At 36.6% G+C, this 25,675-nt stretch carries 24 protein-coding genes; 23 read left to right on the top strand and 1 reads right to left on the bottom strand.

Annotation, left to right across the window (positions count from 1 at the left end):
• Positions 1 to 59: 59 nt before the first annotated feature.
• The 13 genes from JOC48_RS10340 (at position 60) to JOC48_RS10280 (ending at position 17,367) form a co-directional block, all read left to right on the top strand.
• Positions 60 to 2,912: a 2-oxoglutarate dehydrogenase E1 component gene (locus tag JOC48_RS10340; RefSeq protein WP_204499410.1), complete on the top strand. Its 2,853-nt coding sequence runs from the start codon at positions 60 to 62 to the stop codon at positions 2,910 to 2,912.
• The gene (gene odhB / locus JOC48_RS10335) at positions 2,909 to 4,192 is read left to right on the top strand and encodes a 2-oxoglutarate dehydrogenase complex dihydrolipoyllysine-residue succinyltransferase (RefSeq protein ID WP_204499409.1); all 1,284 of its coding nucleotides are present in this window, start codon (positions 2,909 to 2,911) and stop codon (positions 4,190 to 4,192) included. The genes JOC48_RS10340 and odhB overlap by 4 nt, the downstream gene beginning before the upstream one ends.
• 162 nt (positions 4,193 to 4,354) lie before the next feature.
• Complete coding sequence (yhbH, locus tag JOC48_RS10330) at positions 4,355 to 5,518, top strand: sporulation protein YhbH (RefSeq protein ID WP_204499408.1); 1,164 nt, start codon at positions 4,355 to 4,357, stop codon at positions 5,516 to 5,518.
• Positions 5,519 to 5,739: 221 nt separating this feature from the next.
• Positions 5,740 to 6,246: a hypothetical protein gene (locus JOC48_RS10325; RefSeq protein ID WP_204499407.1), complete on the top strand. Its 507-nt coding sequence runs from the start codon at positions 5,740 to 5,742 to the stop codon at positions 6,244 to 6,246.
• A 249-nt stretch (positions 6,247 to 6,495) separates the two neighbouring features.
• Positions 6,496 to 7,566, top strand: a complete 1,071-nt coding sequence (locus tag JOC48_RS10320) for an undecaprenyldiphospho-muramoylpentapeptide beta-N-acetylglucosaminyltransferase (protein ID WP_204499405.1) — start codon at positions 6,496 to 6,498, stop codon at positions 7,564 to 7,566.
• A gap of 49 nt (positions 7,567 to 7,615) precedes the next feature.
• Positions 7,616 to 7,945 (top strand): hypothetical protein, encoded by a 330-nt coding sequence (locus JOC48_RS10315; protein ID WP_204499402.1) that lies wholly within the window; start codon positions 7,616 to 7,618, stop codon positions 7,943 to 7,945.
• A 140-nt stretch (positions 7,946 to 8,085) separates the two neighbouring features.
• On the top strand, positions 8,086 to 8,910 hold the full coding sequence (locus tag JOC48_RS10310; protein WP_204499400.1) for an aldo/keto reductase: 825 nt from the start codon (positions 8,086 to 8,088) through the stop codon (positions 8,908 to 8,910).
• 1,304 nt (positions 8,911 to 10,214) lie between these two features.
• Positions 10,215 to 11,036, top strand: a complete 822-nt coding sequence (locus JOC48_RS10305; protein ID WP_204499397.1) for a S1C family serine protease — start codon at positions 10,215 to 10,217, stop codon at positions 11,034 to 11,036.
• Between the two features lie 460 nt (positions 11,037 to 11,496).
• Positions 11,497 to 12,234, top strand: coding sequence for an RNA polymerase sigma factor SigI (gene sigI, locus JOC48_RS10300; RefSeq protein ID WP_204499395.1), 738 nt, complete (start codon positions 11,497 to 11,499; stop codon positions 12,232 to 12,234).
• On the top strand, positions 12,231 to 13,376 hold the full coding sequence (locus JOC48_RS10295) for an anti-sigma-I factor RsgI family protein (protein ID WP_204499393.1): 1,146 nt from the start codon (positions 12,231 to 12,233) through the stop codon (positions 13,374 to 13,376). The genes sigI and JOC48_RS10295 overlap by 4 nt, the downstream gene beginning before the upstream one ends.
• Before the next feature lie 238 nt (positions 13,377 to 13,614).
• The gene (locus JOC48_RS10290) at positions 13,615 to 15,162 is read left to right on the top strand and encodes a bifunctional GNAT family N-acetyltransferase/carbon-nitrogen hydrolase family protein (RefSeq protein WP_204499392.1); all 1,548 of its coding nucleotides are present in this window, start codon (positions 13,615 to 13,617) and stop codon (positions 15,160 to 15,162) included.
• Positions 15,163 to 15,295: 133 nt separating this feature from the next.
• On the top strand, positions 15,296 to 16,723 hold the full coding sequence (locus JOC48_RS10285; RefSeq protein WP_204499391.1) for a GAF domain-containing sensor histidine kinase: 1,428 nt from the start codon (positions 15,296 to 15,298) through the stop codon (positions 16,721 to 16,723).
• Positions 16,724 to 16,725: 2 nt separating this feature from the next.
• Positions 16,726 to 17,367 carry a response regulator gene (locus tag JOC48_RS10280; protein WP_239584299.1) on the top strand — a complete coding sequence of 214 codons (642 nt, stop codon included), beginning with the start codon at positions 16,726 to 16,728 and terminating at the stop codon, positions 17,365 to 17,367.
• Positions 17,368 to 17,434: 67 nt separating this feature from the next.
• Here the strand turns inward: JOC48_RS10280 and JOC48_RS10275 are convergent, their stop codons facing one another.
• The gene (locus tag JOC48_RS10275; RefSeq protein WP_204499390.1) at positions 17,435 to 17,671 is read right to left on the bottom strand and encodes a YhdB family protein; all 237 of its coding nucleotides are present in this window, start codon (positions 17,669 to 17,671) and stop codon (positions 17,435 to 17,437) included.
• A 317-nt stretch (positions 17,672 to 17,988) separates the two neighbouring features.
• Here JOC48_RS10275 and JOC48_RS10270 point away from each other — a divergent pair, with 317 nt between their 5' ends.
• The 10 genes from JOC48_RS10270 (at position 17,989) to JOC48_RS10225 (ending at position 25,546) form a co-directional block, all read left to right on the top strand.
• Positions 17,989 to 18,744: a YhcN/YlaJ family sporulation lipoprotein gene (locus JOC48_RS10270; RefSeq protein WP_239584298.1), complete on the top strand. Its 756-nt coding sequence runs from the start codon at positions 17,989 to 17,991 to the stop codon at positions 18,742 to 18,744.
• Between the two features lie 191 nt (positions 18,745 to 18,935).
• Positions 18,936 to 19,574 carry a class I SAM-dependent DNA methyltransferase gene (locus JOC48_RS10265; protein WP_204499388.1) on the top strand — a complete coding sequence of 213 codons (639 nt, stop codon included), beginning with the start codon at positions 18,936 to 18,938 and terminating at the stop codon, positions 19,572 to 19,574.
• Between the two features lie 37 nt (positions 19,575 to 19,611).
• Positions 19,612 to 20,079: an S-ribosylhomocysteine lyase gene (locus tag JOC48_RS10260; RefSeq protein ID WP_204499386.1), complete on the top strand. Its 468-nt coding sequence runs from the start codon at positions 19,612 to 19,614 to the stop codon at positions 20,077 to 20,079.
• An 11-nt stretch (positions 20,080 to 20,090) separates the two neighbouring features.
• Positions 20,091 to 21,014, top strand: a complete 924-nt coding sequence (locus tag JOC48_RS10255) for a PLP-dependent cysteine synthase family protein (protein WP_204499385.1) — start codon at positions 20,091 to 20,093, stop codon at positions 21,012 to 21,014.
• Positions 21,014 to 22,147: a bifunctional cystathionine gamma-lyase/homocysteine desulfhydrase gene (locus JOC48_RS10250; RefSeq protein ID WP_204499384.1), complete on the top strand. Its 1,134-nt coding sequence runs from the start codon at positions 21,014 to 21,016 to the stop codon at positions 22,145 to 22,147. The genes JOC48_RS10255 and JOC48_RS10250 overlap by 1 nt, the downstream gene beginning before the upstream one ends.
• Before the next feature lie 219 nt (positions 22,148 to 22,366).
• Positions 22,367 to 22,561, top strand: a complete 195-nt coding sequence (locus JOC48_RS10245; protein ID WP_204499383.1) for a hypothetical protein — start codon at positions 22,367 to 22,369, stop codon at positions 22,559 to 22,561.
• A 30-nt stretch (positions 22,562 to 22,591) separates the two neighbouring features.
• Entirely contained in the window at positions 22,592 to 23,224 is a 633-nt protein-coding gene (locus tag JOC48_RS10240; protein ID WP_204499382.1) for a DUF2085 domain-containing protein, read from the top strand.
• 42 nt (positions 23,225 to 23,266) lie between these two features.
• Positions 23,267 to 24,637, top strand: a complete 1,371-nt coding sequence (locus tag JOC48_RS10235) for a dipeptidase (protein WP_204499380.1) — start codon at positions 23,267 to 23,269, stop codon at positions 24,635 to 24,637.
• A gap of 260 nt (positions 24,638 to 24,897) precedes the next feature.
• Positions 24,898 to 25,266 (top strand): rhodanese-like domain-containing protein, encoded by a 369-nt coding sequence (locus tag JOC48_RS10230; RefSeq protein ID WP_204499378.1) that lies wholly within the window; start codon positions 24,898 to 24,900, stop codon positions 25,264 to 25,266.
• 19 nt (positions 25,267 to 25,285) lie between these two features.
• Entirely contained in the window at positions 25,286 to 25,546 is a 261-nt protein-coding gene (locus JOC48_RS10225; RefSeq protein ID WP_204499376.1) for a metal-sensitive transcriptional regulator, read from the top strand.
• Positions 25,547 to 25,675 lie beyond the last annotated feature (129 nt).

Here is a 25,675-nt window from a genome sequence, read left to right as displayed (position 1 = left end):
AGCATGAGATGGGTAAGTGTTAAGCTGGAGAAAGTGAACTTCTAATGGGGGTATAAGACGTGACACAGAAAGAAGAATCTAATGAAAGATTCTGGAAAAATTTTCATGGTCCAAACATGGGGTATTTAGAAGAGCAGTATGAAATGTACTTGGAAGATCCTGTAGCTATCGATCAATCATTACGGGAATTATTTGATCAATATGGTGCTCCTGAATGGATGGATCAAATGGGGGAAATAGAAAAAACTGCATCTCACAAAACTTCACTTAGCGATATTAAGAAGCTAACCTCAGCAATAAAACTTGTTGAGGCTATTCGTCGTTATGGTCATCTAGAAGCAGAGATTTATCCGGTTGGTTCAGAGAAATCGAGGAAATCACCGCTTGTCGACCCCGTATCTTACGGATTGTCGAATAGTGATTTGGAAGCGATTCCGTCTAATTGGGTTTGGGAAGAATCCATAAATAAGGTGAATACGGCCTTAGACGTAGTAAATTATTTAAAGCAACAGTATGCCGGGACAATTTCGTTTGAGTATGATCACGTAAACAATGATGAGGAGCGAAATTGGCTGCAAAGCAGAATTGAAACCGGTGGATACAAGATGAATTATAATGAGGAAGAGAAAAAGCAATTATTGGAAAAGCTAGTCGATGTAGAAGGCTTTGAAAACTTTTTAGCCAAAACATTTGTCGCGCAAAAGCGCTTTTCCATTGAAGGTTTAGAAATAATGGTTCCGATGCTTGATCGCATTGTGCAAAATTCCTTTTATGATGAAACAGAGCATATATTGATGGGAATGGCACACCGTGGACGATTAAGTGTTTTAACACACATTTTAGGAAAACCTTTTGATAAAGTTTTCTCTGAATTCCATGGTTCTGATAAAGAATTAATTCCATCTCCAGGTTCTCAGGCAATTACGTATGGATGGACTGGAGACGTTAAGTATCATTTTGGTGCAGAACGCCAGGTTGGGGAAGAAAAGCCTTCGCCAACTCGAATTACGTTAGCTCACAATCCTTCGCACCTGGAGTTTGTCAATCCAATTGTAGAAGGCTTTACAAGAGCATCACAGGATTTTCGCTTTGCTGCTGGGGCTCCAAAGCAAAATCAAAATAAGGCATTAAGTATATTAATTCACGGGGATGCTGCGTTCATTGGTGAAGGTGTTGTAGCTGAAACATTAAATATGAGTGCGTTGCCAGGTTATCAAACAGGCGGAACCATTCATCTTATTGCAAATAATTTAGTAGGTTTTACAACAGGACAAGAACAAGGCAGATCCACAAGGTATGCTAGTGATTTAGCTAAGGGATTTGAAATCCCGATTATACATGTGAATGCAGATGATCCAGAGGCCTGTGTTTCTGCAGTTATGTTAGCATATGAGTATCGAAAAAAATTCCATAAAGACTTCTTAATTGATCTTGTTGGTTACCGTCGTTATGGTCACAACGAAATGGATGAGCCACGTACAACACAGCCAAAATTATATAAGGATATTGATGTTCATCCAACTGTAACTTCTGTTTATGCCGAACGTTTACAAGAATCAGGTGTTATTGACAACAAAGGATTACAGGTAATGAAAGACGCTGTCAACCAAAAGCTAAGGGATATATACGATAATATGGTTGAAAATAAACCAGTAGATCCTGAGGCCGAACCAGCACCTCAAGCGCTAAAAAATGGATTAAATGACATAGAAACCGCTGTACCATTAAATCAATTAAAAGCTCTAAACCAAGGATTATTAAAACGCCCGGAAGGTTTTAATTCCTTTAAAAAGCTCGAAAGAATATTAAAAAAGCGTGGTGAAGCTTTCGATAAAGATGAGAAAGCTGATTGGGCTACTGCTGAAACATTGGCATATGCATCGATTTTACAGGATGGAATTCCAATTCGCTTGACTGGACAGGATACTGAACGCGGTACATTTGCGCATCGTCATCTAGTTTTAAATGACGTAGAAACAGGAGAAAAATATTGCCCAATGCACGGATTGGAACAAGCAAAGGCAACTTTTGATATCCACAATAGTCCATTGTCAGAAGCTGCTGTTTTAGGGTTTGAATATGGTTATAGTGTACAGGCTCCTAAGACTCTGGTACTATGGGAAGCCCAATTTGGTGATTTTTCTAATGCTGCACAGGTTATTTTTGATCAGTTCATTTCTTCTGGCCGTGCAAAATGGGGAGAAAAATCAAATATGGTATGTCTTCTCCCTCATGGATATGAAGGGCAAGGTCCTGAACACTCCAGTGCAAGATTAGAGAGGTTCCTAACACTTGCAGCAGAGAATAACTGGATTGTTGCCAATGTAACGACAAGTGCACAATACTTTCATTTATTAAGAAGACAGGCTGCACTTGTTGATAGTGATTCAGCACGTCCGCTTATTGTCATGACACCAAAAAGCTTGTTGAGACACACAAGAGTTATATCTGATGCAAAAGATTTAACAGAGGGTAAATTTAAACCATTAATGCAACAGCCGGGACTGCCCAAAACAACGAAAAAGGCGAAACGTTTGGTTATTGGCAGTGGTAAAGTTATGGTTGATATTGAAGAGGCTATGAGTAAATCTGAAAGTAATTACGATCAGGTTCATGTTCTTCGTTTGGAACAAATTTATCCATTACCACTCAAAGATATTGAAAAGGTACTTAATGGCTGCCCAAATATTGAGGAAGTTATTTGGGTACAGGAAGAGCCGAGAAATATGGGTAGTTGGAATTTTGTAAAAGAACCATTATTTAAATTATTAAATGAGGATCAAGAGTTGCACTATGTTGGTAGATGTGAACGTTCTTCACCAGCAGTAGGGGACCCAAATATACACAAAACAGAACAAAAAAGAATTGTTCAGGAGGCACTAGAGCTGTCTAAAGGAGGAGATTCCAAGTGAAGGAAATTAAAGTCCCAGAATTAGCAGAATCAATAACAGAAGGCACTATTGCTCAGTGGCTAGTAAAAAAGGGTGACCAAGTTCAAAAAGGGGATGCAGTCGTAGAGTTAGAAACCGATAAAGTAAATGTAGAGGTTAATTCTGATTTTACAGGAGTCATTTCTGAATTTTTAAAAGATGAAGGTGATGATGTAGAAGTTGGGGATGTCATCGCGAAAGTTGACGAAAGCGGAGAAGCTGGTGGGGCTCCTACTGAAGAAAGTAGTGAAGCTGCTGCAGATACTTCCTCTGAAGCGAAAGAGGAACCGAAGGAAGATAAACCTAAACCTGCAGCTTCTCAGCAATCGAAGCCTCAGGAAGAACAAAAGACGAAAGATGGTTCTATTGTTGCTTCACCAGCAGCTAGAAAACGTGCGAGAGAACTAGGAATTGATTTAAGTGAAATCTCTCCGCGTGATCCACTAGGAAGAATTCGCCCAGAGGATGTCGATGCTCATGCAAAAGGAGAAACACAAAGCACTGCTCCAAAGAGTGAGCAAAAGAAAGAACAGAAGGCTTCAGAAAAAACAGAATTCGATAAGCCTGTCGAAAGAATTAAAATGCCTCGTCGTCGTCAAACAATTGCGAAAAGACTTGTAGAGGCTCAGCATAATGCAGCTATGTTAACTACGTTTAACGAAGTGGATATGACTGCTGTAATGAAATTGAGAAGTCAACGTAAAGATAAATTTGTAGAAAAGCATGGCGTAAAACTCGGATTCATGTCCTTCTTTACAAAGGCAGTAGTCGGTGCCTTAAAAGATTTTCCTTATCTTAATGCTGAAATTCAAGATAATGAAATTGTATTGAAGAAATTTTATGATGTAGGTATTGCAGTATCTACTGAAGATGGACTTGTTGTCCCTGTTGTACGTGATGCAGACCGATTAGACTTTGCAGGAATTGAAGAGGAAATCGGGCGTTTAGGTAAAAAAGCACAAAAGAAAGAGCTTCAGCTTGCGGAGCTGCAAGGTGGATCCTTTACGATTACCAATGGTGGAATTTTTGGATCACTATTATCTACACCGATTCTGAATACACCACAGGTCGGAATCTTGGGAATGCATTCGATTCAAAAACGTCCAATCGTAATGCCGGATGATTCAATAGAAGTACGACCAATGATGTATATTGCATTGTCTTACGATCACAGAATTGTTGATGGTAAAGATGCCGTTCAATTCCTGGTACGAATCAAGGAATTACTTGAAGATCCATATGACTTATTATTAGAAGGTTAATATAAAAAGCGGTGTTCTATTTATATATAGGACATCGCTTTTTTCTATCTTTAAATTTGTTACTTTAATGTCTATCTGAATTTAATAAAATTTCAAAATGTTTTAATCAAATCTACTTTTCCTGCATAGAATAAAATAATACAAGTTAAAGGAGGGGAAAAGTTGGCTGATTCTAAAAGTTTTGTAATTTCAGAAGAAGATTGGTCCCTCCATCGAAAAGGGTATGACGACCAAAAACGCCATCAAGATAAAGTGCAAGATGTCCTCAGAAAGAAGCTCCCCGATTTAGTAAGTGAAGAGAATATTATTATGTCAAGAGGCAAAGATGTAGTTCGTATTCCTATCCGCTCACTCGACGAATATAAAATCCGATATAGCCAGGAAAAGAATAAACATGCCGGTCAGGGTAACGGAGATAGCGATGTAGGTGATGTTGTAGCCAAAGATGGTACGCCAAAAAAAGGTGCAGGAAAAGGCTCAGGTGCGGGGGACCAACCTGGTGAAGATTACTACGAAGCTGAGATTAGCTTTGAGGAATTAGAAGAAACTTTTTTTAAACATTTAGAATTGCCAAACTTACAAGAAAAAGAGAAAGATAATATAATAACAACAGATGTTGAATTTCGTGACATTAGGAAAAAAGGGTTAATCGGTAATATTGATAAAAAACGGACCATGTTAGAAGCTTTTAAGCGTAATGCAATGGGTGGAGATGCCAAATTCAATCCGATTTATCCAGATGATTTAAGGTTCAAAACATGGGAGGATATTGAAAAGCCCGAGTCCAAAGCAGTTGTATTAGCAATGATGGATACAAGTGGTAGTATGGGGCAATGGGAAAAATATATGGCCCGCAGTTTCTTCTTTTGGATGACAAGATTTTTACGTTCCAAATATGAAACAGTAGAAATTGAATTTATCGCACACCATACGGAAGCAAAAGTGGTTGATGAAGAATCGTTCTTTTCAAAAGGAGAAAGCGGGGGAACCATTTGTTCTTCTGCTTACCGAAAAGCATTAGAACTAATTGAAAAAAAATATTCTCCAGATCGATATAATATTTATCCATTTCATTTTTCCGATGGAGATAATCTATCATCTGATAATAAACGATGTGTATCACTCGTCCTAGAATTAATGGAGTACTCAAGTATGTTTGGTTATGGTGAAGTAAATCAATTTAACCGACATTCTACTTTAATGCAAGTATTTCGTCATATAGAAGATCCGAAACTAAAGCACTATATATTAAGAAAACAAGCGGATGTATTTTATGCGATGAAGAAATTTTTTAGTAACGAAAGTGAAGAAATGCTTGTTCAATAGTCACAGAGTGTAAAGAGCTGACGATTCGAATAATAAAAGAATGGTAAAAATATAAGCCCTTCAGTCTAAAACTGAAGGGCTTATATTTATGTTGAGGGGTCTGACCCCATATGGAATTAAATGGTAGTTTGCGGAAATGTGTCAAAAATTGTAACTTTAAATCGGGTTCATTCGTCTGTAATATTAAGTGGTGAGATAACAAAAAGGTGGGAGGATTGACCATGCGAAAAATCATTACTTGTGCCTTCCTTTTGCTGCTGTGGCTACCCGCGTGTCAGAATAGCCAATCTGTTCCTGATGGCTATTACCCCTATGACATAGAAAAGGTAAAATCTGCAGTTCGTCAGCTTTCTTTTCAGCCAGAAATTCCGGGCTTTGTTCCAATACCAGTTCAAGTGTTAATTTCCGATCATTATCAAATAATGGATACGGAAGCAGAAGCGTTAGATGTAAGCTTTTATACGAATAATAACGACCTTTTATCTATTCAGTTTGTGAATGGAGAGATGGATGAGATCATGACAGATTCTGTAACTGTAACCATTAATGAGCGAGTAAAAGGTCATTATATAGACAACTCCTATGCCAAGATATTGTATTGGGAAAAGAATGGGATCAACTATAAGATGATTTATCGTTCAAGTGGTGGTTCTATTGGGGGAAAAAATGCAACAAAAGAAATTACAAAGTCTGATTTAGTAAATGTTGCTGAATCCTTTCATTCGTAAATACATGAACGAATCCCTCCAACATACCATACAAAGATGTAACCCTCTCTTAACCTATGCTAAAATATAGGAGGAGAGGGGTTTTTAACTACTTATTCCCCTTGCTGTTTTTCAAAAAAACATAACACTTGAATCATACAAACATATTTCGGCTATTAGAATAGTATAAGGATTTTTTAGTTAAAGACTAAACCATCCTCTGAGGTGGTTTAGATGTTTGAGGTGATTATTTAAGAAGGAGCGTTCAGCATGAGCCAAAAGCGGATATTATTTACGGGTGGGGGAACTGCTGGTCACGTGATTGTGAACCTGGCCCTTATTCCAGTGTTTCATAAAGAAGGCTGGGAAATTGATTACATAGGTTCCAAAAATGGAATAGAAAGAGAATTAATTACTCAATTAGATTATGTTGATTATCATCCAATCTCGACAGGGAAATTAAGAAGATATTTTTCCAAGGAAAATTTTAAAGATCCGTTCAAGGTATTGAATGGAACGAGACAATCATTTCAAATATTGGGAAAGAGAAAGCCATCTGTTATTTTTTCAAAGGGTGGTTTTGTTTCTGTTCCAGTCCTAGCAGCTGCTTGGCTAAGAAAGATCCCAGCAGTGATTCATGAATCAGATTATACCCCTGGCTTAGCCAATAAATTGGCGATTCCTTTTGCCAAGAAAGTATTGGCTACTTTTCCTGAAACGATGCAGTTTCTTCCTGAGAAAAAAGCGGAGTGGGTTGGTGCAGTTATTCGGACGGAACTATTTCAAGGTAGTAAGTCCAAAGGTTTATCAATCGCGAAGTTAAAGGGAAACAAGCCTGTTCTACTTATTATGGGAGGAAGCGGTGGAGCACAAAAAATTAATAAAGCCGTTCGAGACCAGTTGGATCGATTATTACAAGAGTTTGAGGTCATTCATATATGTGGAAAAGGAAACGTTGATAATCAAATACAAGTAGAAGGTTACACGCAATTCGATTATGTAAATAAAGAGCTACGTGATTTATTTGCAGCGACAGACTTTGTTCTTTCTAGAGCGGGTTCTAATGCTATTTTTGAATTTTTAGCATTAAAAAAACCGATGTTGCTAATTCCTCTTTCCCGACAAGCAAGCAGAGGAGATCAAATCGTGAATGCGAAGTCCTTTAAAAAACAAGGATTTGCTAGTGTATTAGAGGAAGAATCGTTAACTGGTGATCGTTTAGTTAAAGAATTAATAAAACTAAAAGAACAAAAAAGTAGCTTTCTAAGAAAGATGAAAAATTATGAAAGCCATCAGGCGAAAGATACCGTAGTCCGAATTATTAAAGAGTCGTCCCAATAATTGTTATAATGGTTGTTATTAACGAAACAACTCAAGAAAGGGAAAAAATATGAGATGTAATAGCTGTCATTTTTGTCATAAACAAATTGAGCGTAGAGACCAACTTATCGTAGGGAAGCGTTTCTTTCGTATTCGCCCTTTTCATTATATTTGTTATAATAAGATGGAACAGGAGACAAAGACTCCTTGGGGGTTTTGGGCTCCAGTAAATGGGCTAGCCGGTAATATTCGAGCTGTAGCTATGATTGGTTTAGCTATTTGGTTTCTAGCTTCTGATACACTGGAGGATGTCGGGGATATCATAGCAATATTGGCGCTTTATCAAGTATTTCTCCGTTTGCTATCCTATTTTCTCTATGAACGAAATATCCCGGTTTAAGTTAAGTGAAAACGCACACTTAAACGGGTGCTTTTCTACAAACTGAATCTGCTATCTGAATTGGTGAGTTTTTTGTTTTGATAATAAAAGGGAATGAAATAAAATAAAAGTATAATGGATAAAGAGAGGGGATGAAGGAAATGAGCTTAACGACGACAAAGAAGCTACATAATGGTGTTGAAATTCCTGCGGTTGGTTTGGGTGTTTACAAAATGGAAGATGGAACAGATGTTTATCAATCTGTCCTGTCGGCTCTTGAGATTGGTTATCGTCACATTGATACCGCTTCCTTTTATCAAAATGAAGAAGGGGTTGGAAAAGCAATCAAGGATAGCGGAATTCCACGCGAAGAAATTTTTGTAACAACAAAAGTGTGGAATGATGAACAGGGATATGAGAATACAAAAAACGCCTTTCAAGCGAGCTTGGACCGATTAGGGTTAGAGTATGTTGATTTATATTTAGTCCACTGGCCTGTACCAGGAAAATATAAAGAGACGTGGAAAGCACTAGAAGAATTTTATAAAGAAGGCAGAGCTAAAGCAATCGGTGTCAGTAACTTCTTGCCCCATCACCTAGAAGATTTAATGGAGGATGCGGAAATTACTCCAATGGCCAATCAAATTGAATTGCATCCACGGCTGACGCAGGTAGAAACGAGAGAGTTTTGTGATAAACACAATATCGTTGTTGAAGCATGGTCACCAATAGCAAAGGCACGTTACTTAGATGATCCAGTATTACAGGAGTTGGCTTCCAAGCATAATAAAACAGCTGCTCAAATTATTATTCGCTGGGACTATCAAAGTGGGATTGTTACCATTCCAAAGTCAGTAAAAGCTTCGAGGCAAAAGGAAAATGCAGATATATTTGACTTTGAGTTAAGTGAAGAAGATATGAAAAAAATTGATGCTATGGATCGGGAGGAACGAACAGGCCCGCATCCAGATGAGTTTAGCTATTAAGGCTATTCTTATAAAATGCAAAAGCGGGTGCTCTCATTTTGGGACATCCGCTTTTTAGGATCCATCAGGGATACTTATTATAAACTTACTAATTTCTTCAACCTTTTCATTTATACTTTTCAATATATAAGTAATCATAAAGTCAATAGATTTTAAATTGGAAATTGTTACAAAAAATTGAAAATTAACGTTGACTATCCAATTTTATAATAATATAATAAAAAAGCAAATAAAACGAGAGAGGAGGTCACGAAAATGGGAAAATTAACGGTTGTTAAAATGATGTTTGCTAACTTTATACAAAAAAGTGACCTTCTGGACTGTCGTTTAGCGTATGAGAAACAAATTGTTAAGTATTAGTTTCTTTATGTTTTTATATGCAATATATAATGTTCAAGGTCACGAAATTAGTCCGTGACCTTTTTCTATTTTTAGTGAAAACGCATGCGTTATGGACGTATGCGTATTTTTTGTTCTAAATATTGGCTTATACTTGGGTGTTTCCCAGTTTAAGATATAAATCTTAGGAAAAGGAGAGATGGAAGATGACAGTAATGAAGAGTAATTTAGTAGGTGTTGTAGGTTGGAGAGTATTTAGTGATGGGAAGTTCAAAAAGTTGGGTTGGTCGTTTCGAATATTTAATTAAGGTATTGTTTCGACAAGATCTATCTTTTTGAACGTAAACTTGAACAGAATAGGTGATTATATGTTTGCAATGTTTAGAAAGTTAGATTGGTTTTTTACGGATTTTATAAAAAGATATAAATTTGTGTTTGTCATTAAATTTAAAGAGAATAGTCCAAGGATTGACAAGCTGGTTTTAATCGTAACTAAAACAAATCAATAATTGGAAAGGGGTAGGACGAATGATTAGGGTACCTTGTTTAAGACAGAGAGCGGAACAATTAGTAGAGGATTGGAAAGAAAGTGGATAGTTAACCGGCATTCTATGCAAGACGGTGACGAGTGGTATGAGGAAAAAAAGAGGTAATATAAACAGATACTGTAACTATTACAGAAGAATGACAGACAATACTAGTTTTCTACACAATTTTGTCGAATATCACCATAAATGACCATGATATTTCCCGGGAAATGGCGATTCATGGATAGAATTTTTGAACGATATCCATTCTTATTGGATAAGTGAAGTTAGGCTATCAATTTTTGTTTCCATTCATGGTACAATAAAATCGTGTAGTATACACGTACACGAAAGATGCTGCGAAACCGTACGGATGAAAACAGATGTAGAAAGTAGTTACTTCCCGGAAACAATTGTAAAGCTCTAAGAGGTGGACAAATGACAAAATCAGATAATCATCAGCATCGTGATATTATCGATGAAGATTTATATGAAGAAATTGACGAGGAAGAGATGATAGAGCTAGTCGAAACAGAAAGGCAAAAAGCATTACAGCAACAGGATGAGGAAGAAAAACCAAAACGGCCATTTCCAAAGTGGGCGTTTTGGTTAATTGCGATTGCTATGTTCATTAATGTGGTTGCAATACTCCCTCAAACGTTCTCTATTCCTGCCATAGATTTTTTGGTAACTTCAGCAAAACTGTCAACGGATGATGCCATAAAAGAATACCGGCAGTCTGTTGTTGTAGTTGAGGCGGGAAATAGTAAAGGGACAGGGTTTTCGATAGCTTCAGATGGATTAATTATTACGAATCATCATGTGATTGATGATGAAACAAGGATCATGGTTGCTTTTCAAGAAGAAGGATTATTTGCCGCAGATGTGATAGAGAGCTATCCTGATATTGATTTAGCCGTCTTGAAGGTGGAAGGGAATGGATTACCTTCCTTAACGTTGGCTGATAAAACAGATTTTGAAATGAAAGACCATATTTATTTTATTGGTAACCCATTAAAGTTTCAAGGCATAGCAAATGAAGGAGAAATTGCCGGCTACACGAAACTAGAAAATTGGGAGAAAGAAGTGTTCATGTTAGAGGCACCAGTGTATCGTGGAAATAGTGGAAGTCCTGTTATCAATCAAAATGGGAAAGTGATTGGAGTAATTTTTGCTACTTTAAACCATGATGAGCATGGAAAGGTAGGCTTAGCAGTTCCCATTGATTATTTTCATGCAGCTTACCCTAGTGAAAAATGATGGTACCTACTTTGTGTGAGTAGGTATTTTTATCTAATAGGCGCTTATAAGGAAAAGGCTGAATATCCAATTGGCAAGGTAAGAAGTGTTTAGGTGTAGTTGTAGCAATTAATATATTTCTATTTGGTTTTCGTAACTAGGACGATATGACTAATTATTGCATTCTATCTTTAAAGAAATTGTAAACGAATTAGGATGGATTGATAAGGATATTTTTTGTACCATTGATTCTATTGAGTATTTTTATAATAGGTAGAAGTATTTTTTGTTGAAGTTCTATTTAAATTTCAATTAAATGTAGAATATACTTTTTTACGTTGAATATTTCTATACTAAGTCAAAAAAATGGAGAAGTAAGCCATGTTAATAAAATATTATTTATTTGATAAAATCGGTTATTGGAACCGTCAAAAAAAATTCATTAGAGTCGAAATATATAATAGCAAACTGGTGGTGATGGATGGTGATTGAGCATCAGTTTAAAAACAATAATATGTCTTTAGAAGAACAAGTAGAGAGGGTGCAGCAAGGAGACGAAGAATTGCAAAATTATTTATTAAAAACATATCAACCTTTCATCGCCAAGGCTGTATCAGAAGTCTGTAAACGTTACATTAGCTCAACTAGAGATGATGAGTTTAGTGTTGGCCTATTTGCGTTTAATGAAGCTATGATTTCATATCAACGCGGGAAAGGAAGTTCTTTTCTATCCTTTGCAAGGCTTGTGATAAAAAGAAAAGTTATTGACTTTATTAGAAAGGAAAAAAATAAGCCAACGACTAGTTCATTAGATGATTATTATGATGATGAAAAAATGGAAAATCCTGCAGAAATATCAGTATCAAAGGCTATGTATGAACAAGAGACAGATGAATGGTACCGGCGAGAGGAAATTTTTGAACTTGGTAAGAAGTTAAAGGAATATAAGCTTTCTTTTGAAGAATTAACACAAATATCACCAAAACATTCGGATGCGAGAGAGTCTGCAATACGAGCTGCACGCGTTTTATGTGAAAATGAAAAGCTAAAAGAATATGTAATTAGAAAGAAAAAAATACCGATTAAACAGCTCGTTAAATTCGTTGATGTAAGTAAAAAGACACTGGAGCGGAACCGAAAATATATTTTAGCGATCTTTATCATCTTAACGGAAGATTATATTTACCTAAAAGACTATTTAAAGGGGGTGGGTAGGTGAAAAAAGGGATAGTTGTTGAGCAACATAGACGATACACAATTATTATGGATAATAATGGGCAGTTCCATAAGGCGGAGCCAGTACATGATGCTGCTATTGGATCGGAAACTACCTTTTATCCAAAACAAATATCTCGACTTCAAACTTTGTTATTTTCCGATGCACCTGTATTGTTTAAAGCGGTGGCAACAGTTATCGTTTTATTAATCGTTAGTTTTCCATTATATCAACTGTTTGAACGAGATGAGGTCTATGCCTTTGTAGATATCTCCATTAACCCTAGTGTCGAGATTGCACTTAATGAGAAGATGGAGGTTGAGGAAATCCAACCGCTTAATCAAGATGCCAAGGCGTTACTAGAAGAAATAGAGGATTTGAGAGGTCAGTCTATTCAGACGGCTGCCGATGACTTAATTTCAAAAAGCCAAGAGTTAAATTTGATATCTGAATTGAATGCAGTCCTCATTGGGATTCATTATACAGACCAGCCAAATGAAGAGAGTCTGATCACAGAAATACTTGATGATTATTTTATTCAAAACCCTAAAAAAGAATTGAAAATTGCTACCTTTGAAATTCCAAATGACGTTCGAGAAAAAGCAGAGGCACAGAAAATATCCATGAATGAGTTATTAGCATCCTCATTAAATGAAGAATCTTCGTTACAAGATGATAGCTCAAAATTAAATGAAGAAGAAAAAGAACTGATACAAAGTTATTTCAATAAAGAAAACAAACTAGAAGAACCTACACCTACTCAAGACGAAGAAAATGATGTAGCAGAAGAGCAAATTGATCAGGAGAAGGAAGAAGAAGTAGAAGAAAAGATAGATGAAAAAGTAGAAGATAAGGTAGAAGAAAATGAAAAGGTTCCGGAAAGTAATGTAGAAGACAATCAGCCAAGTACAGACGAAAAGAACGAAGAGCCAAGGGAAAGCAAGGAAGAAGAAGAAGAGCTGACACCGGAAATACGGGAAAAGTTAGAGAATCTTCCACCTGGAATAAAAAAGAAATTAGAAGAATTATCGATTGATATCGAAGAACTGGAAGATCTCCCGCCTGGCCTCCAAAAAAGACTGGAAAACATACCGTTTGATCTTGAAGAGGAACTCGGTGAAGTTATTCCCGGCCTTGAGAGATGATAAAATAGGAAGAAAGAACAAGTGATTCTGGAAAAGGATTTCTTGTTCTTTTTTTCTACATTTTTCAATATGTTACATTCTTTAGTCGTAAAACAGTAAATGCAGGGAAGGTTATAATACAAAATGGTATAATAAAGAAATAGCTAAATTTTTCTTATTCATTAAATATATCGAAACATTCTACTATAAAATTTGCTGTTCACAGAATGAAGAACATAGTGTTGAAAGGAAGAGTAACATGTCTAAACTTGATTTATCCAATTTTGAGAAAAAATTAGAAGTGAGAAACTTAACGAAAGATGATATTGATCAACTGTTAGAAATGCAAAAGGTATGCTTTCCAAATATGGACCCATGGAAAAGAGAACACTTGGAAAGTCATCTATCCATCTTTCCGGAAGGTCAGTTTTGTGTAGAATATGATGGGAAAATTATTGGCAGCTGTTCTAGTTTAATTATAAATTTTGATGAATATGATGATAAACATACTTGGGATGATATTACCGACGAAGGGTATATCACAAACCATAACCCTGAGGGATATAATCTTTATGGAATTGAAGTGATGGTTGATCCGGATTTCCGAGGGATGAAGATAGGGAAACGGCTTTATGAAGCAAGAAAGGAATTAGCAAGAGAGTTAAATCTAAAAAGTATAATAATTGGTGGCAGAATACCCAACTATCATAAATATAAGCATGAGCTCAGCCCTCGAGAATACGTGGAAGAGGTAAGCAGTCAAAATATTTATGATCCTGTGTTAACGTTCCAAATTATGAATGGTTTCACGGTGATGCGAATTAACCCTGGCTATTTGCCTGATGATGCACAGTCAGTCCAATATGCGACACTAATGGAATGGAATAATATTGAATACCGTGCCAAAACAAAACGTCATTTTAAAACAGCGTATCCTGTTCGAATTACCGTCATTCAATATATGATGAAAAATATCGAGTCGTTTGAGGAATTCGCAAAACAGGTAGAGTATTATGTGGATGTTGCCTATGATTTTGACTCAGACTTTGCTGTATTCCCTGAAATTTTTACAACACAGCTTATGTCATTTTTAGAGGAAAAAGTACCTTCAAAAGCTATTCGTCGTTTAACTGACTATACAGAAGATTACATTGAATTATTTACAAATTTGGCGGTTAAATACAATGTCAATATTATTGGTGGATCACATTTTGTAGAAGAGGATGATCATATTTATAACATTGCATATCTTTTTAGACGAGATGGAACGATTGAGAAGCAATATAAGATTCACGTGACACCGAATGAAAGGAAATGGTGGGGAATTCAACCTGGAGATATGGTGAAAGTGTTTGATACGGATTGTGGTAAGATTGCCATCCAAATTTGTTATGATATACAATTTCCTGAGTTGGCCCGATATGCGGTTGACCAAGGTGCAAATATTATCTTTGTCCCTTTTTGTACGGATGATCGTCAAGGTTATTTACGAGTTCGATATTGTGCCCAGGCTCGTGCTGTAGAAAATCAAGTTTACACGGTTATTGCAGGGACTGTTGGTAACCTTACACAAGTGGAGAACATGGATATTCAATATGCGCAGTCTGGTATTTTTACACCTTCTGATTTTGAGTTTGCCCGTGATGGCATCGTTGGTGAGTGTCACCCTAACATTGAAACCGTCGTAGTTGGGGACGTAGATTTGGAAATACTTCGAAGACAACGAAAATCTGGTACAGTAAGGCAACTACGTGACCGCAGAAGAGATTTATTCGAAGTAAGCTACAAAGGTATAGAGTTGAAATAAAAGGATGTCCCGCGCTGGTTTAACTGCACCCCATCGATAACAATTGGAGGTGCAGTTTTTTTAAACAAGATAAGAAAGTATCATTTTTTCTGATATAATTAATTTAAGAAAATAAGAGTGGAGTGTCCGGAAGTTGATAAATGAAGAAAAGCGGTTGCATACGTTAAAAACGATTGCAGAATTGCTGAATCAATCACAGGATAGAGAGGAAATGCTTTCTAAGGTTCTTGCTGAATTTATTGGAATTACACATTTTGAAGCAGGTTGGATATTTATTGAAGAAAACGAATCAGTTCGATTAGCGACTTCTTATTCCTTGCCACCAGCACTTGAAAGAAATGATCAAGAGCCAATGTGTGGAGAGGACTGTTATTGTATCCAACGGTATAATCAACGTAAATTGAACAAAGCAACCAGTATAATTGGCTGTAAACGTATTGAAAAATCAATTAGTGCTGGTCAATCTGATACAAATGGAATTACTCACCATGCAACAGTACCTCTGAAAACTCCTAGCAACTATTTCGGCTTATTAAATGTGGCTGCTCCGAATAAATTGAGTTATGATCAAGCTGAGCTTGATTTATTAGAAGCAATTGCATTACAAATTGGTTCAGCCATCGATCGGATAAGTAAATATGAGTCAGAAAAAAAACGTGTACGACTATTGACGAATTTGCACCAATTTAACCAGAGGTTGCAACAGGTAACAACTTTTGAAGCCTTTCATCATGTCTTATCAAATTTCTCTGATGTTATACCGTATGATCGTTTACTTACTACTAGTAAGGGTTTTTCCAAAACAGATGGTCATGTCTTATCAGGGGAATATGGCGGCAATCAACACTTGACAATCGTTCGAAAAACGCCATTCTTGTTAGTAGAAAAAGATTGTTTTCGGCTTATTTTGGACTATCTTGATGTTGTTTATTTGCAACTGACATTAATGGAGAAGGAAAAAGAGTTGATAAAGGTTCAAGAGCGGTCTCATTTAGCTCAAGATTTACATGACTCGGTCAGCCAATTGTTGTTTTCTGTTGTGTTAACATCAAAAGCTTTGGAAAGTTCGACAAAGGAACATACGTTAAAGGAACAAATAAAATATATACATACAATCTCTTCTCAAGCTTTATCAGAAATGAGAACGTTAATTGCGAGGCATAAATCAGAAGGTCTTGAAATGGGCATTATCCATGGGCTAAAGGCTTATGGTGAAACATTAGGGTTAACTATGGAGTGCACTTCTGATGGAACAGTAACTCTTCCGTACGCAATCGAAGAAAATTTGTGGCGTATTGGACAGGAGGCACTTCATAACATTCGAAAACATGCAGATACAGAAGATGTTTTTTTGGAATTAAGAAGAAAAAAAGACGCTATCCATATGAAAGTAAAGGATTATGGCAAAGGTTTTACATGCAACAACAATTATGAAGATTTGGCTTCTTTTGGTTTAAAGGGAATGAAAGAGCGTACAGAAATGTTTAACGGTACCTTTGAAATTACTAGTGAAATTGGAAAGGGCACTGTCATTCATGTTTCTATACCATTGGGGGTTTAAAAATGAGTATAAGATTAATTATTGCGGATGATCATCAGGTTGTTCGAAAAGGGTTGACTTTTTTTCTACAAACACAGAATGAGATGGAAATTATTGGTGAAGCCTCAAGCGGGAAAGAAGTATTGGAGTTACTCAAGAAGAATGAAGTAGATGTAGTGCTTCTAGATGTTCAAATGCCTACAATGGATGGTGTTGAAACAACGAAAGCAATTCGCAGTCAGTTTGAAAATGTAAAAATCCTTATGCTTACAAGCTTTTCAGATTATGATTCCGTGATTCCGGCAATTAAAGCGGGTGCAAATGGTTACCAGCTGAAAGATATTGATCCCATTCAGTTAGCTGAATCGATAAGAAAAGTTTATCAAGGAGAAACGGCAATTGACGCAAAGGCAGCTGCTCACTTATTTGCACATGTAAATGGAACGAATGAGACAATGGAAGACCAAAAATTGGATGATCTCACCAATCGTGAATTGGACGTATTAAAGGAAATAAGGGAAGGGAAGAGTAACAAAGAAATTGCAGCTGATTTATTCATTACGGAAAAGACGGTAAAAACACATGTGTCCAACCTATTAAGTAAATTGGAACTTCATGATCGTACACAAGCTGCTTTATATGCTGTTAAACATTTAAAAAAGTAAGGATACGAGGATGATCACCGTTTGTGAACATCCTCGTATTTTTATCTCAATTTACTAATGTTATTTTTTACACTTCCATGACGGCAATTGGTGTATGTCCCATGGCGTGATCAATGTAGTGCAGTAATTCTTCATGCCGATCAATGACTGTCTGTTCACTAGTAGTATAATGAAAGGCATGTAGAAACATTTCAATTTTTTTTGATAATAAATCATCATTTGTCCTTACCATCAGGACAAGTAAATCATCCCATTGTCCCCATAGGGTGAAGTATAATGCTTTGTCGTAGTCTGGAATATACATGAACTATCCTCCCTTGCTAAAAGGGTAATCTTAGTATAATCCGATTAGCGTAATTCTATTGTCGTACATTATTGGTTCTTTTTCCAAGACTTTTTTTGACCATGTGTACTATAAGACAAATCTTCAACAGTCAAAAATCTGATGAATGTCGATTCAATTTCATCTATATAATGAACCGTTCACTTAACATGTTCCATGACACGAAATTATATTCTCCTTTGATTTTTTTGACCAAACATTGGCACAGGTTCATGTGAATAGATCATTGGCATAATTCCATACTAATGTTGACTCTTTATTTTAAGGAGGAATTGCCGATGAATTGGAAAACGGTTGGGTTGACTGTAGTTGCTACAGTATCGTTGACGGCTTGTGCAAATGATAACGGAATGGAAACTGGACAACAGCTAGACAATAGATATACGGATGGAACCAATTATGAAAACATGCGTTTCGGCCCAAATGATGGTGGAACGTATGATGGGAATTACAACGATTGGCAAAATGTAAGATACAATGATATAACACGAAACCGGGCTAATAATAACGGGGTTGGTGACAGAAGAGACAACGCACTTACACGAAACAATGACCCCCGACGCGATAACAATATGGGCTTTAATAATGCCAATTATGATGAGCGTAATGGTATCACCAATCAAAACATTAATAATAATGCCCGTGACAATCGTTGGAATGACGAAAACAACTTTGAAGTAGCGGATGAAGCTGCTGAAAGAATTGCAAGTCAAATTGATGATATCGAACGTGCATATGTATTAACAACAGATAATAATGCATATGTCGCTGCAGAGTTAAACAGAGGAGCAGATGGGAATAACCAACGTAATGGCGGAAATGGGGATAACGTCAGTGATCGAATGGAAAGACAGATTAAACAAATAGTTCAATCTGTTAATAACGATATCGATAATGTTTATGTATCGACAAATCCCGATTTTGTTAATTTAACAAATAATTATGCGGACGATGCAAATAACGGAGAGCCTGTTGAAGGATTTTTTGAACAAATGGGCGAAATGATTGAACGTATCTTTCCAAACCAACGATAACCCAAATTAATGAAGGCGAGGGCATATGCTCTCGTCTTTTTTCTATATACGTTCTATAGTGGGTTTCCCGTAGGGTTAGCCATTTTTTTCAAATTGATTATGCCCAATTTATATGCTATAGTAGTACCATTAATTCCGATAATTCATAGTGTATTAATAGGAATTAAACTGATTTGGGAGTTGATCAAACAATGGGGCGAGAATTTGTTGATTTATTTGATAAATGGGCAACATCATATGACGATACAGTTTCTGGGCATGATCAGCAGTATCGTGATGTTTTTGATAAATATGATACAATATTAACGGAAGTAACCAACCATGCAGAAGGAAACGTATTAGAATTTGGGGTTGGAACTGGTAATCTATCTGAAAAATTGTTAAAAGCTGGACACCATGTCATTGGTATAGAACCATCTCGTGCAATGCGTGAGGCTGCAGCATTAAAGCACCCAAGCTTAATTATAAAAGATGGGGACTTTCTTTCTTACCCTAAATTGGAAGAGCCAATATTTACAATCGTTAGTACGTTTGCTTTTCATCACTTGACAGATGAGGAGAAGGGAATAGCGATTAAAGGCTTTTATGATTTATTACCACCGAATGGAAAGGTTGTTTTTGCTGATACAGCTTTTGAAAGCGAAATAGCGAAGAAACAAATTATACAAGAAGCAAAAGATCATGGATATAATGATTTAGTTTATGATTTAACTACGGAATATTATCCGATGGTTGGTACACTACAAACGCTTTTTGAAGAAAACGGTTTTTATGTTACGTTTAAGCAAATGAATAAGTTTGCATGGTTAATTGTCGCAGAAAAAGAATAAATTTATTGGAAATACGATGAAATGAGGAGTGAATAAAATGGTAGAGAAAATGAATGTAGAAAGCTTTAACCTTGACCATACAAAAGTAAAAGCACCTTATGTTCGTTTAGTTGGAGTAACAACAGGTCAAAACGGAGATAAAGTATATAAGTACGATATTCGTTTTAAACAACCGAATAAAGAGCATATGGATATGGCAGGATTACATTCCATTGAGCATCTAATGGCAGAAAAAATTCGAAATCATATTGATAATGTACTTGATATCAGTCCGATGGGTTGTCAAACTGGATTTTATTTAGCCGTTTTAAATAATGACAGCTTTGAGGATATTGTTGATGCACTTGACAAAACACTTCAAGATGTACTAGAAGCAGATGAGGTTCCTGCATGTAATGAGGTTCAATGTGGATGGGCTGCTAACCATAGCTTAGAAGGTGCGAAAGAAATTGCATCTAGTATGCTTGAAGGTAAAGATGAATGGCATATTGTTTTTCCTGAATAGAGGTCGTGTGTATGGCGATTTTTAAGGGTATAAATCAGTTGATTGGAAATACACCATTGTATGAAATAACTAAGTTCCCCCTTACCGAGGGGGTTCGTTTGTTTGCAAAATTAGAGTATTATAACCCAGGAGGAAGCATTAAGGACCGATTGGGACAGGAATTAATTCAAGATGCATTAAAGTCAGGGAAAATAACAGCGGGTGGGACGATCATTGAGCCTACAGCAGGGAACACAGGGATCGGTTTAGCACTTGCAGCACTTGATCAAGACGTCCATGTTATTTTTTGTGTTCCAGAGCAATTTAGTCAAGAAAAGCAGCAATTAATGCTAGCGTTAGGTGCAAAAATCGTTCACACACCTACGAATGACGGAATGCGTGGAGCGATTGAAAAAACAAAGCAGCTGCTGGCAGAAATACCAAATAGCTATTCCCCGCAACAGTTTGCAAATGCCTCGAATCCAACAACCTATTACAAAACATTAGGTCCTGAAATTTGGGATGATCTTAAAGGTCATGTCGATGTATTTGTAGCTGGAGCAGGAACAGGTGGAACATTTATGGGAACATCCCGTTATTTGAAAGAAAAAAATAAATCGATTAAAACCTCGATTGTTGAGCCAGTGGGTTCCGTTATAGCTGGGGGAAAACCAGGTCCTCATAAAACAGAAGGGATTGGAATGGAGTTTCTTCCAGACTATATGGATCGCAGCTATTTTGATGCGATTCATACAGTGTCAGATGAGGATGCCTTCTACTATGTCAAGGAATTGGCTAAAACAGAAGGATTGCTTGTAGGAAGTTCATCCGGAGCGGCTTTTTTTGCTGCATTAGAGGAAGCTAAAAATGCTGATCCCGGTACTAATATTGTTACTGTTTTTCCTGATAGTAGTGAACGTTATTTAAGTAAAAGTATTTACCAGGGAGGGATTTGATGAAGAAGAAAACGAAAATGGTACACGGAGGTATTACCGGTGATGAACGTACTGGTGCTGTTTCCGTTCCAATATATCAAGTAAGTACCTATAAACAAGAAGCGGCTGGTAAGCATACTGGCTATGAATATTCTCGTACAGGTAATCCAACAAGACATGCACTAGAAACAGTGATTGCAGAATTGGAAAATGGAAAAGCAGGCTTTGCCTTTGGTTCTGGTATGGCTGCTATTACTTCTGTGATGATGCTGATGAATACCGGTGACCATGTAGTGATGACCGATGACGTTTATGGTGGTTCTTATCGGTTAACAACAAAGGTTCTGAACCGTTTTAACTTGGATCACACGTTTGTTGATACAAGTGATTCAGAAAAGGTGAAAGCTGCTATCAAGCCAAATACAAAGGCTCTATTTATTGAAACACCAACGAATCCGCTGTTAAAAGTAACAGATCTTAAACAGATGTCCGAAATAGCCAAGGAAAATAATCTGTTGCTAATCGTAGATAATACATTTGCAACTCCGTATTGGCAGACACCACTTGATTTAGGTGCGGATATTGTCGTTCATAGTGCAACGAAATATATTGGTGGCCATAGTGATGTTGTTTCAGGATTAGTCGCAGTTAACTCTGAGAAAATTGCAGAGGACTTACACTTTATTCAAAATTCGGTTGGTGGAGTTTTAGGTCCACAGGATTCTTGGCTTCTAATGCGCGGGATCAAAACGCTTGGATTACGAATGGAAGCAATCGAAAAAAATACGCACACTTTAGTTGCGTTTTTAGAAAATCATCCTCAGGTTGAAACGATTTATTATCCAGGTCGTCCTGACCATAAAGGTCATGATATTGCGAAGCAGCAAGCAACTGGATTCGGTGGTATGATTTCCTTTGATGTTGGTAGCGGAGAAAAAGCTGATCAAGTGTTAAGCCGGGTGAAATATTTTACACTGGCGGAAAGCTTAGGAGCAGTTGAAAGCTTGATTTCCATTCCAGCAAAAATGACGCATGCTTCCATCCCTTGGGAGCGTCGTCAAGAGTTGGGAATCACCGATGGACTCATTCGATTGTCTGTTGGTATTGAAGATAGTGAAGACTTAATAGAAGATTTAAAACAAGCGATGGAATAAAGCAAGGAAAATTAGTATAGATTTTTTAAAAGTAACGCTCAGATTTAGTCTGAGCGTTTTTCTAATGCATGAACAGCCTAATAGTGTTTGTTCTTCTTTCGTTTTACTGGTTTTCTTTTATAACAATTGGTAGGATATAACTGTTCTGCAATCAAAAAATTTTAGTATTTGTTAATATAGAAGATATACTAAAAAGAAGATTATAGTAGGAGGGATAGGATGTCATCAGGTATAAAAATATTAGTTTATATTCTTTCGGTAATATTTCCTATAGTTGGGCTAATAGTAGGGATTATTTGGATGACAGATAATGACGAAGAAAAAAAGCAAGCAGGGAAAACTGCTTTAACGATCTCCATTATCGTTATCGTTCTTGGTTGTATTTGTTCATTTATTACAGCTGGCGCACTTTAATAAATAGAGGTAGATTGGAGAAAGGTAAAGATGGAGCAAATAGGATGGATGCACTTTCTCGGGCGTGCCATTTGTCACCAAATTCCAGAGCGGTCGTTTATCATTAACGGTGTTCAAATGCCAGTCTGTATTAGAGATACCGGCATTTACCTCGGTATTTTTAGTTCGATAATTATTCTTTTTCTCATGAAAAAACATAAGGCTAACATGATACCGAATAGATTTGTTAGTCTATCGTTACTGCTATTCATGTTCCCGATGGCTTTTGATGGCATAACGTCTTATTTGGATTGGCGTGAGACAAATAACTTTCTTCGACTAACAACTGGAATCCCGTTTGGGGCTGTTTTACCAATGTTTGTCGTACCATTATTAAATATAAAGAAAAACCAGAAGGAAAGTGAGCAAATTAATCCAACATTCCGTGATTACTTTATAGCGATCATCGTTGCATCATTACTGGCACTGTTTTTTTATACTAGTCTAATTCACGGTGTTATTTTATCTGTATTCCTCTTATCGATTATTATTTTATGGTTCACACTCATTATCATGTTAGTATTTAAGCTAACTAGATGGGATACCTTTTCTCGAGTACGAATATTAGCGTCGGGTGGAATATCCATGATCGTATTGGTTACTCTGTCATTCCTGTTTCAATAATCCAATAACGTAGAAAAAGTAAATAAAAAGGAAGTGAAAAACGTGACAAGCAAACCATTAAACTACCTTCAAGAAAACAATGAACGATTACAAGAAAAATTAAATGAATTTCTCTCCATTCCTAGTGTGAGTACAGATAGCGTACATAAAGAAGATGTTGATAAGGCTGGAAAATTTGTAGCTGCCTATTTAAATGAGATTGGTTTTAACAGTGTCGAAGTAATCAAAACAAAAGGGCATCCACTCGTATATGGAGAGTGGTTAGGAGCGGGAAGTGATGCACCAACAGCACTTTTTTATGGCCATTATGATGTTCAACCAGCTGATCCATTAGAATTATGGGAGAGTGATCCGTTTAAGCCCGAAATACGGTATGGTCGACTTTACGCACGTGGTGCAAGTGATGATAAAGGTCAAGTTTTTATGCACTTAGCAGTATTTGAAGCATTTTTGAAAACAGAAGGAAATCTTCCAATAAATGTAAAGGTATGTATTGAAGGGGAAGAAGAAATTGGTAGTGAAAACTTGTACGATCTTTTACAACAAAAGAAAGAACAGTTTGCTGCTGACTTTGCTGTTATCTCTGACTCTGGAATGGTTGATACCGGCCAACCAACGATTCTATATGGCTTAAAAGGCTTTACAGGTTTAGAATTCACGTTAACAGGTCCAGAAAATGACCTTCACTCTGGCATGTATGGTGGTGCAATTAGAAACCCGATTATGGCAATGTCTCATTTATTATCGACAATGAAGGATATGGATGAGGTAGTTCAAGTAGAAGGTTTTTACGATAGCGTAGAAGATATAACGGAGGAAGAGCGTCAATTAATTAAAGATGTTCCTAGCGAGGATTTTGTACAATCAACAGGTGTAACTCAAACTGTTTCTGAGAAAGGATATACAGCGAAAGAGCATACGATGGCACGACCAACACTTGAAATCAACGGAATGTTTGGTGGCTATCAGGGCGAAGGAACAAAAACGATTATTCCTTCCTCAGCAACTGCAAAATTAACGTGCCGGTTAGTACCGAATCAGGAACCAGATCATATTCAACAATTACTTGTCGATCATTTAGAAAAGCATGTTCCAGCAGGGGTAAGGCTTAAGGTTAAACGCGAACCGCTTTCAGCAAAAGCGTATAAGGTTGATCCGAACCATCCATTAATTGAAAAGGCAGCAACTAGTTATGAAAAGGCCTTTGGCAAAGAAGTGGTATATGTTCGAATGGGTGGATCGATTCCGGTCGTTGAGTGGATTGATTCGATTTATGACATCCCTGTTGTGTTATTAGGCTTTGGGACACCGGAGGATAGGCTTCATTCCCCTAATGAAAGCTTTCCAATTGAAAACTTTGAGAAAGGAATGGAAACACTCGTTTATTATTGGGAAGAAGTAAATAAACAATAAATGTAGAGGTGAATGGGCTTAAATTGCAAAGCAATTTAATGCCCTTTTTTACACTTAGTATAAAACTTTCAGTAAATAAGTATAAGAACAATTAAGCAATCCCTGCACCGCATATTGAGTAATCGAGTTTAAAGATTGACATTTTGACCTTGTAGAGCATAAGATTGTTTTGGTTATAAGTATTTCTTTATATTGAAATGATTTGGGAAAAAGGTGGGTTTGTTGCTGCATTCAGCCATATCCACGAGGAGGAAAGAGCAATGACTACATTCATTATCCTTTTTATACTAAGTGTAATTTTGTATGTGATGTATTTAAGGTATTTTCCGATCAAAGGAATTCCTTGCATAGATATTAGTAGTGATCAGCTAGAGAAAACGAAGACAAAGCTAGACATTCGAGATTATAACACGTCATCAAAGCAAGAAGTAGATGGTTCAATCGTGATGCCAATTGCTTATTTAAGAAGATATCATCATGAAATTCCTTCAAAAGAGGTTCATGTGATTGCAGCAGATAAAATGGAAAAAAATCTTGCTATACGCTTCTTACGTAACAAAGGTTTTAAAGTTATTAGCTATACTTTAACGAATTGTAAATGTAAAAAGAAATCGAATCAAATTGCCTAGAATGGGGTGAAATATAACCATGGAATACGATGCACAAATGAAAAACAGAGTGAAGCGAATGGAAGGTCAACTGAGAGGAATTCTTAAAATGATGGAGGAAGGCAGTGACTGCAAGGATGTTATAACGCAGATGTCGGCTGTCAGAACTGCAATGGATCGAACCATTGGCGTTGTAGTTAGCTCTAATCTTGTTGCATGTGTTAAAAAGGCAGAAGAACAAGGGGAAGATTCAGAGGAGTTCGTAAAAGAAGCTGTTAATCTACTAGTAAAAAGTCGTTAATTTTATCGTGAAGATTTTTTAAGGTGTGATGATAGGAATTCCTACCATCACACTTTTTTTAAAAAAAGAAGTGCTTTATCATATGTTTTGGCGATATTTTAAAAAAATATTTTCGGTTACACTCTATTA

This window comes from Aquibacillus albus (assembly GCF_016908325.1).
Classification (GTDB): domain Bacteria; phylum Bacillota; class Bacilli; order Bacillales; family Amphibacillaceae; genus Aquibacillus_A; species Aquibacillus_A albus.
This window is presented reverse-complemented; position numbering and strand designations above follow the sequence as displayed.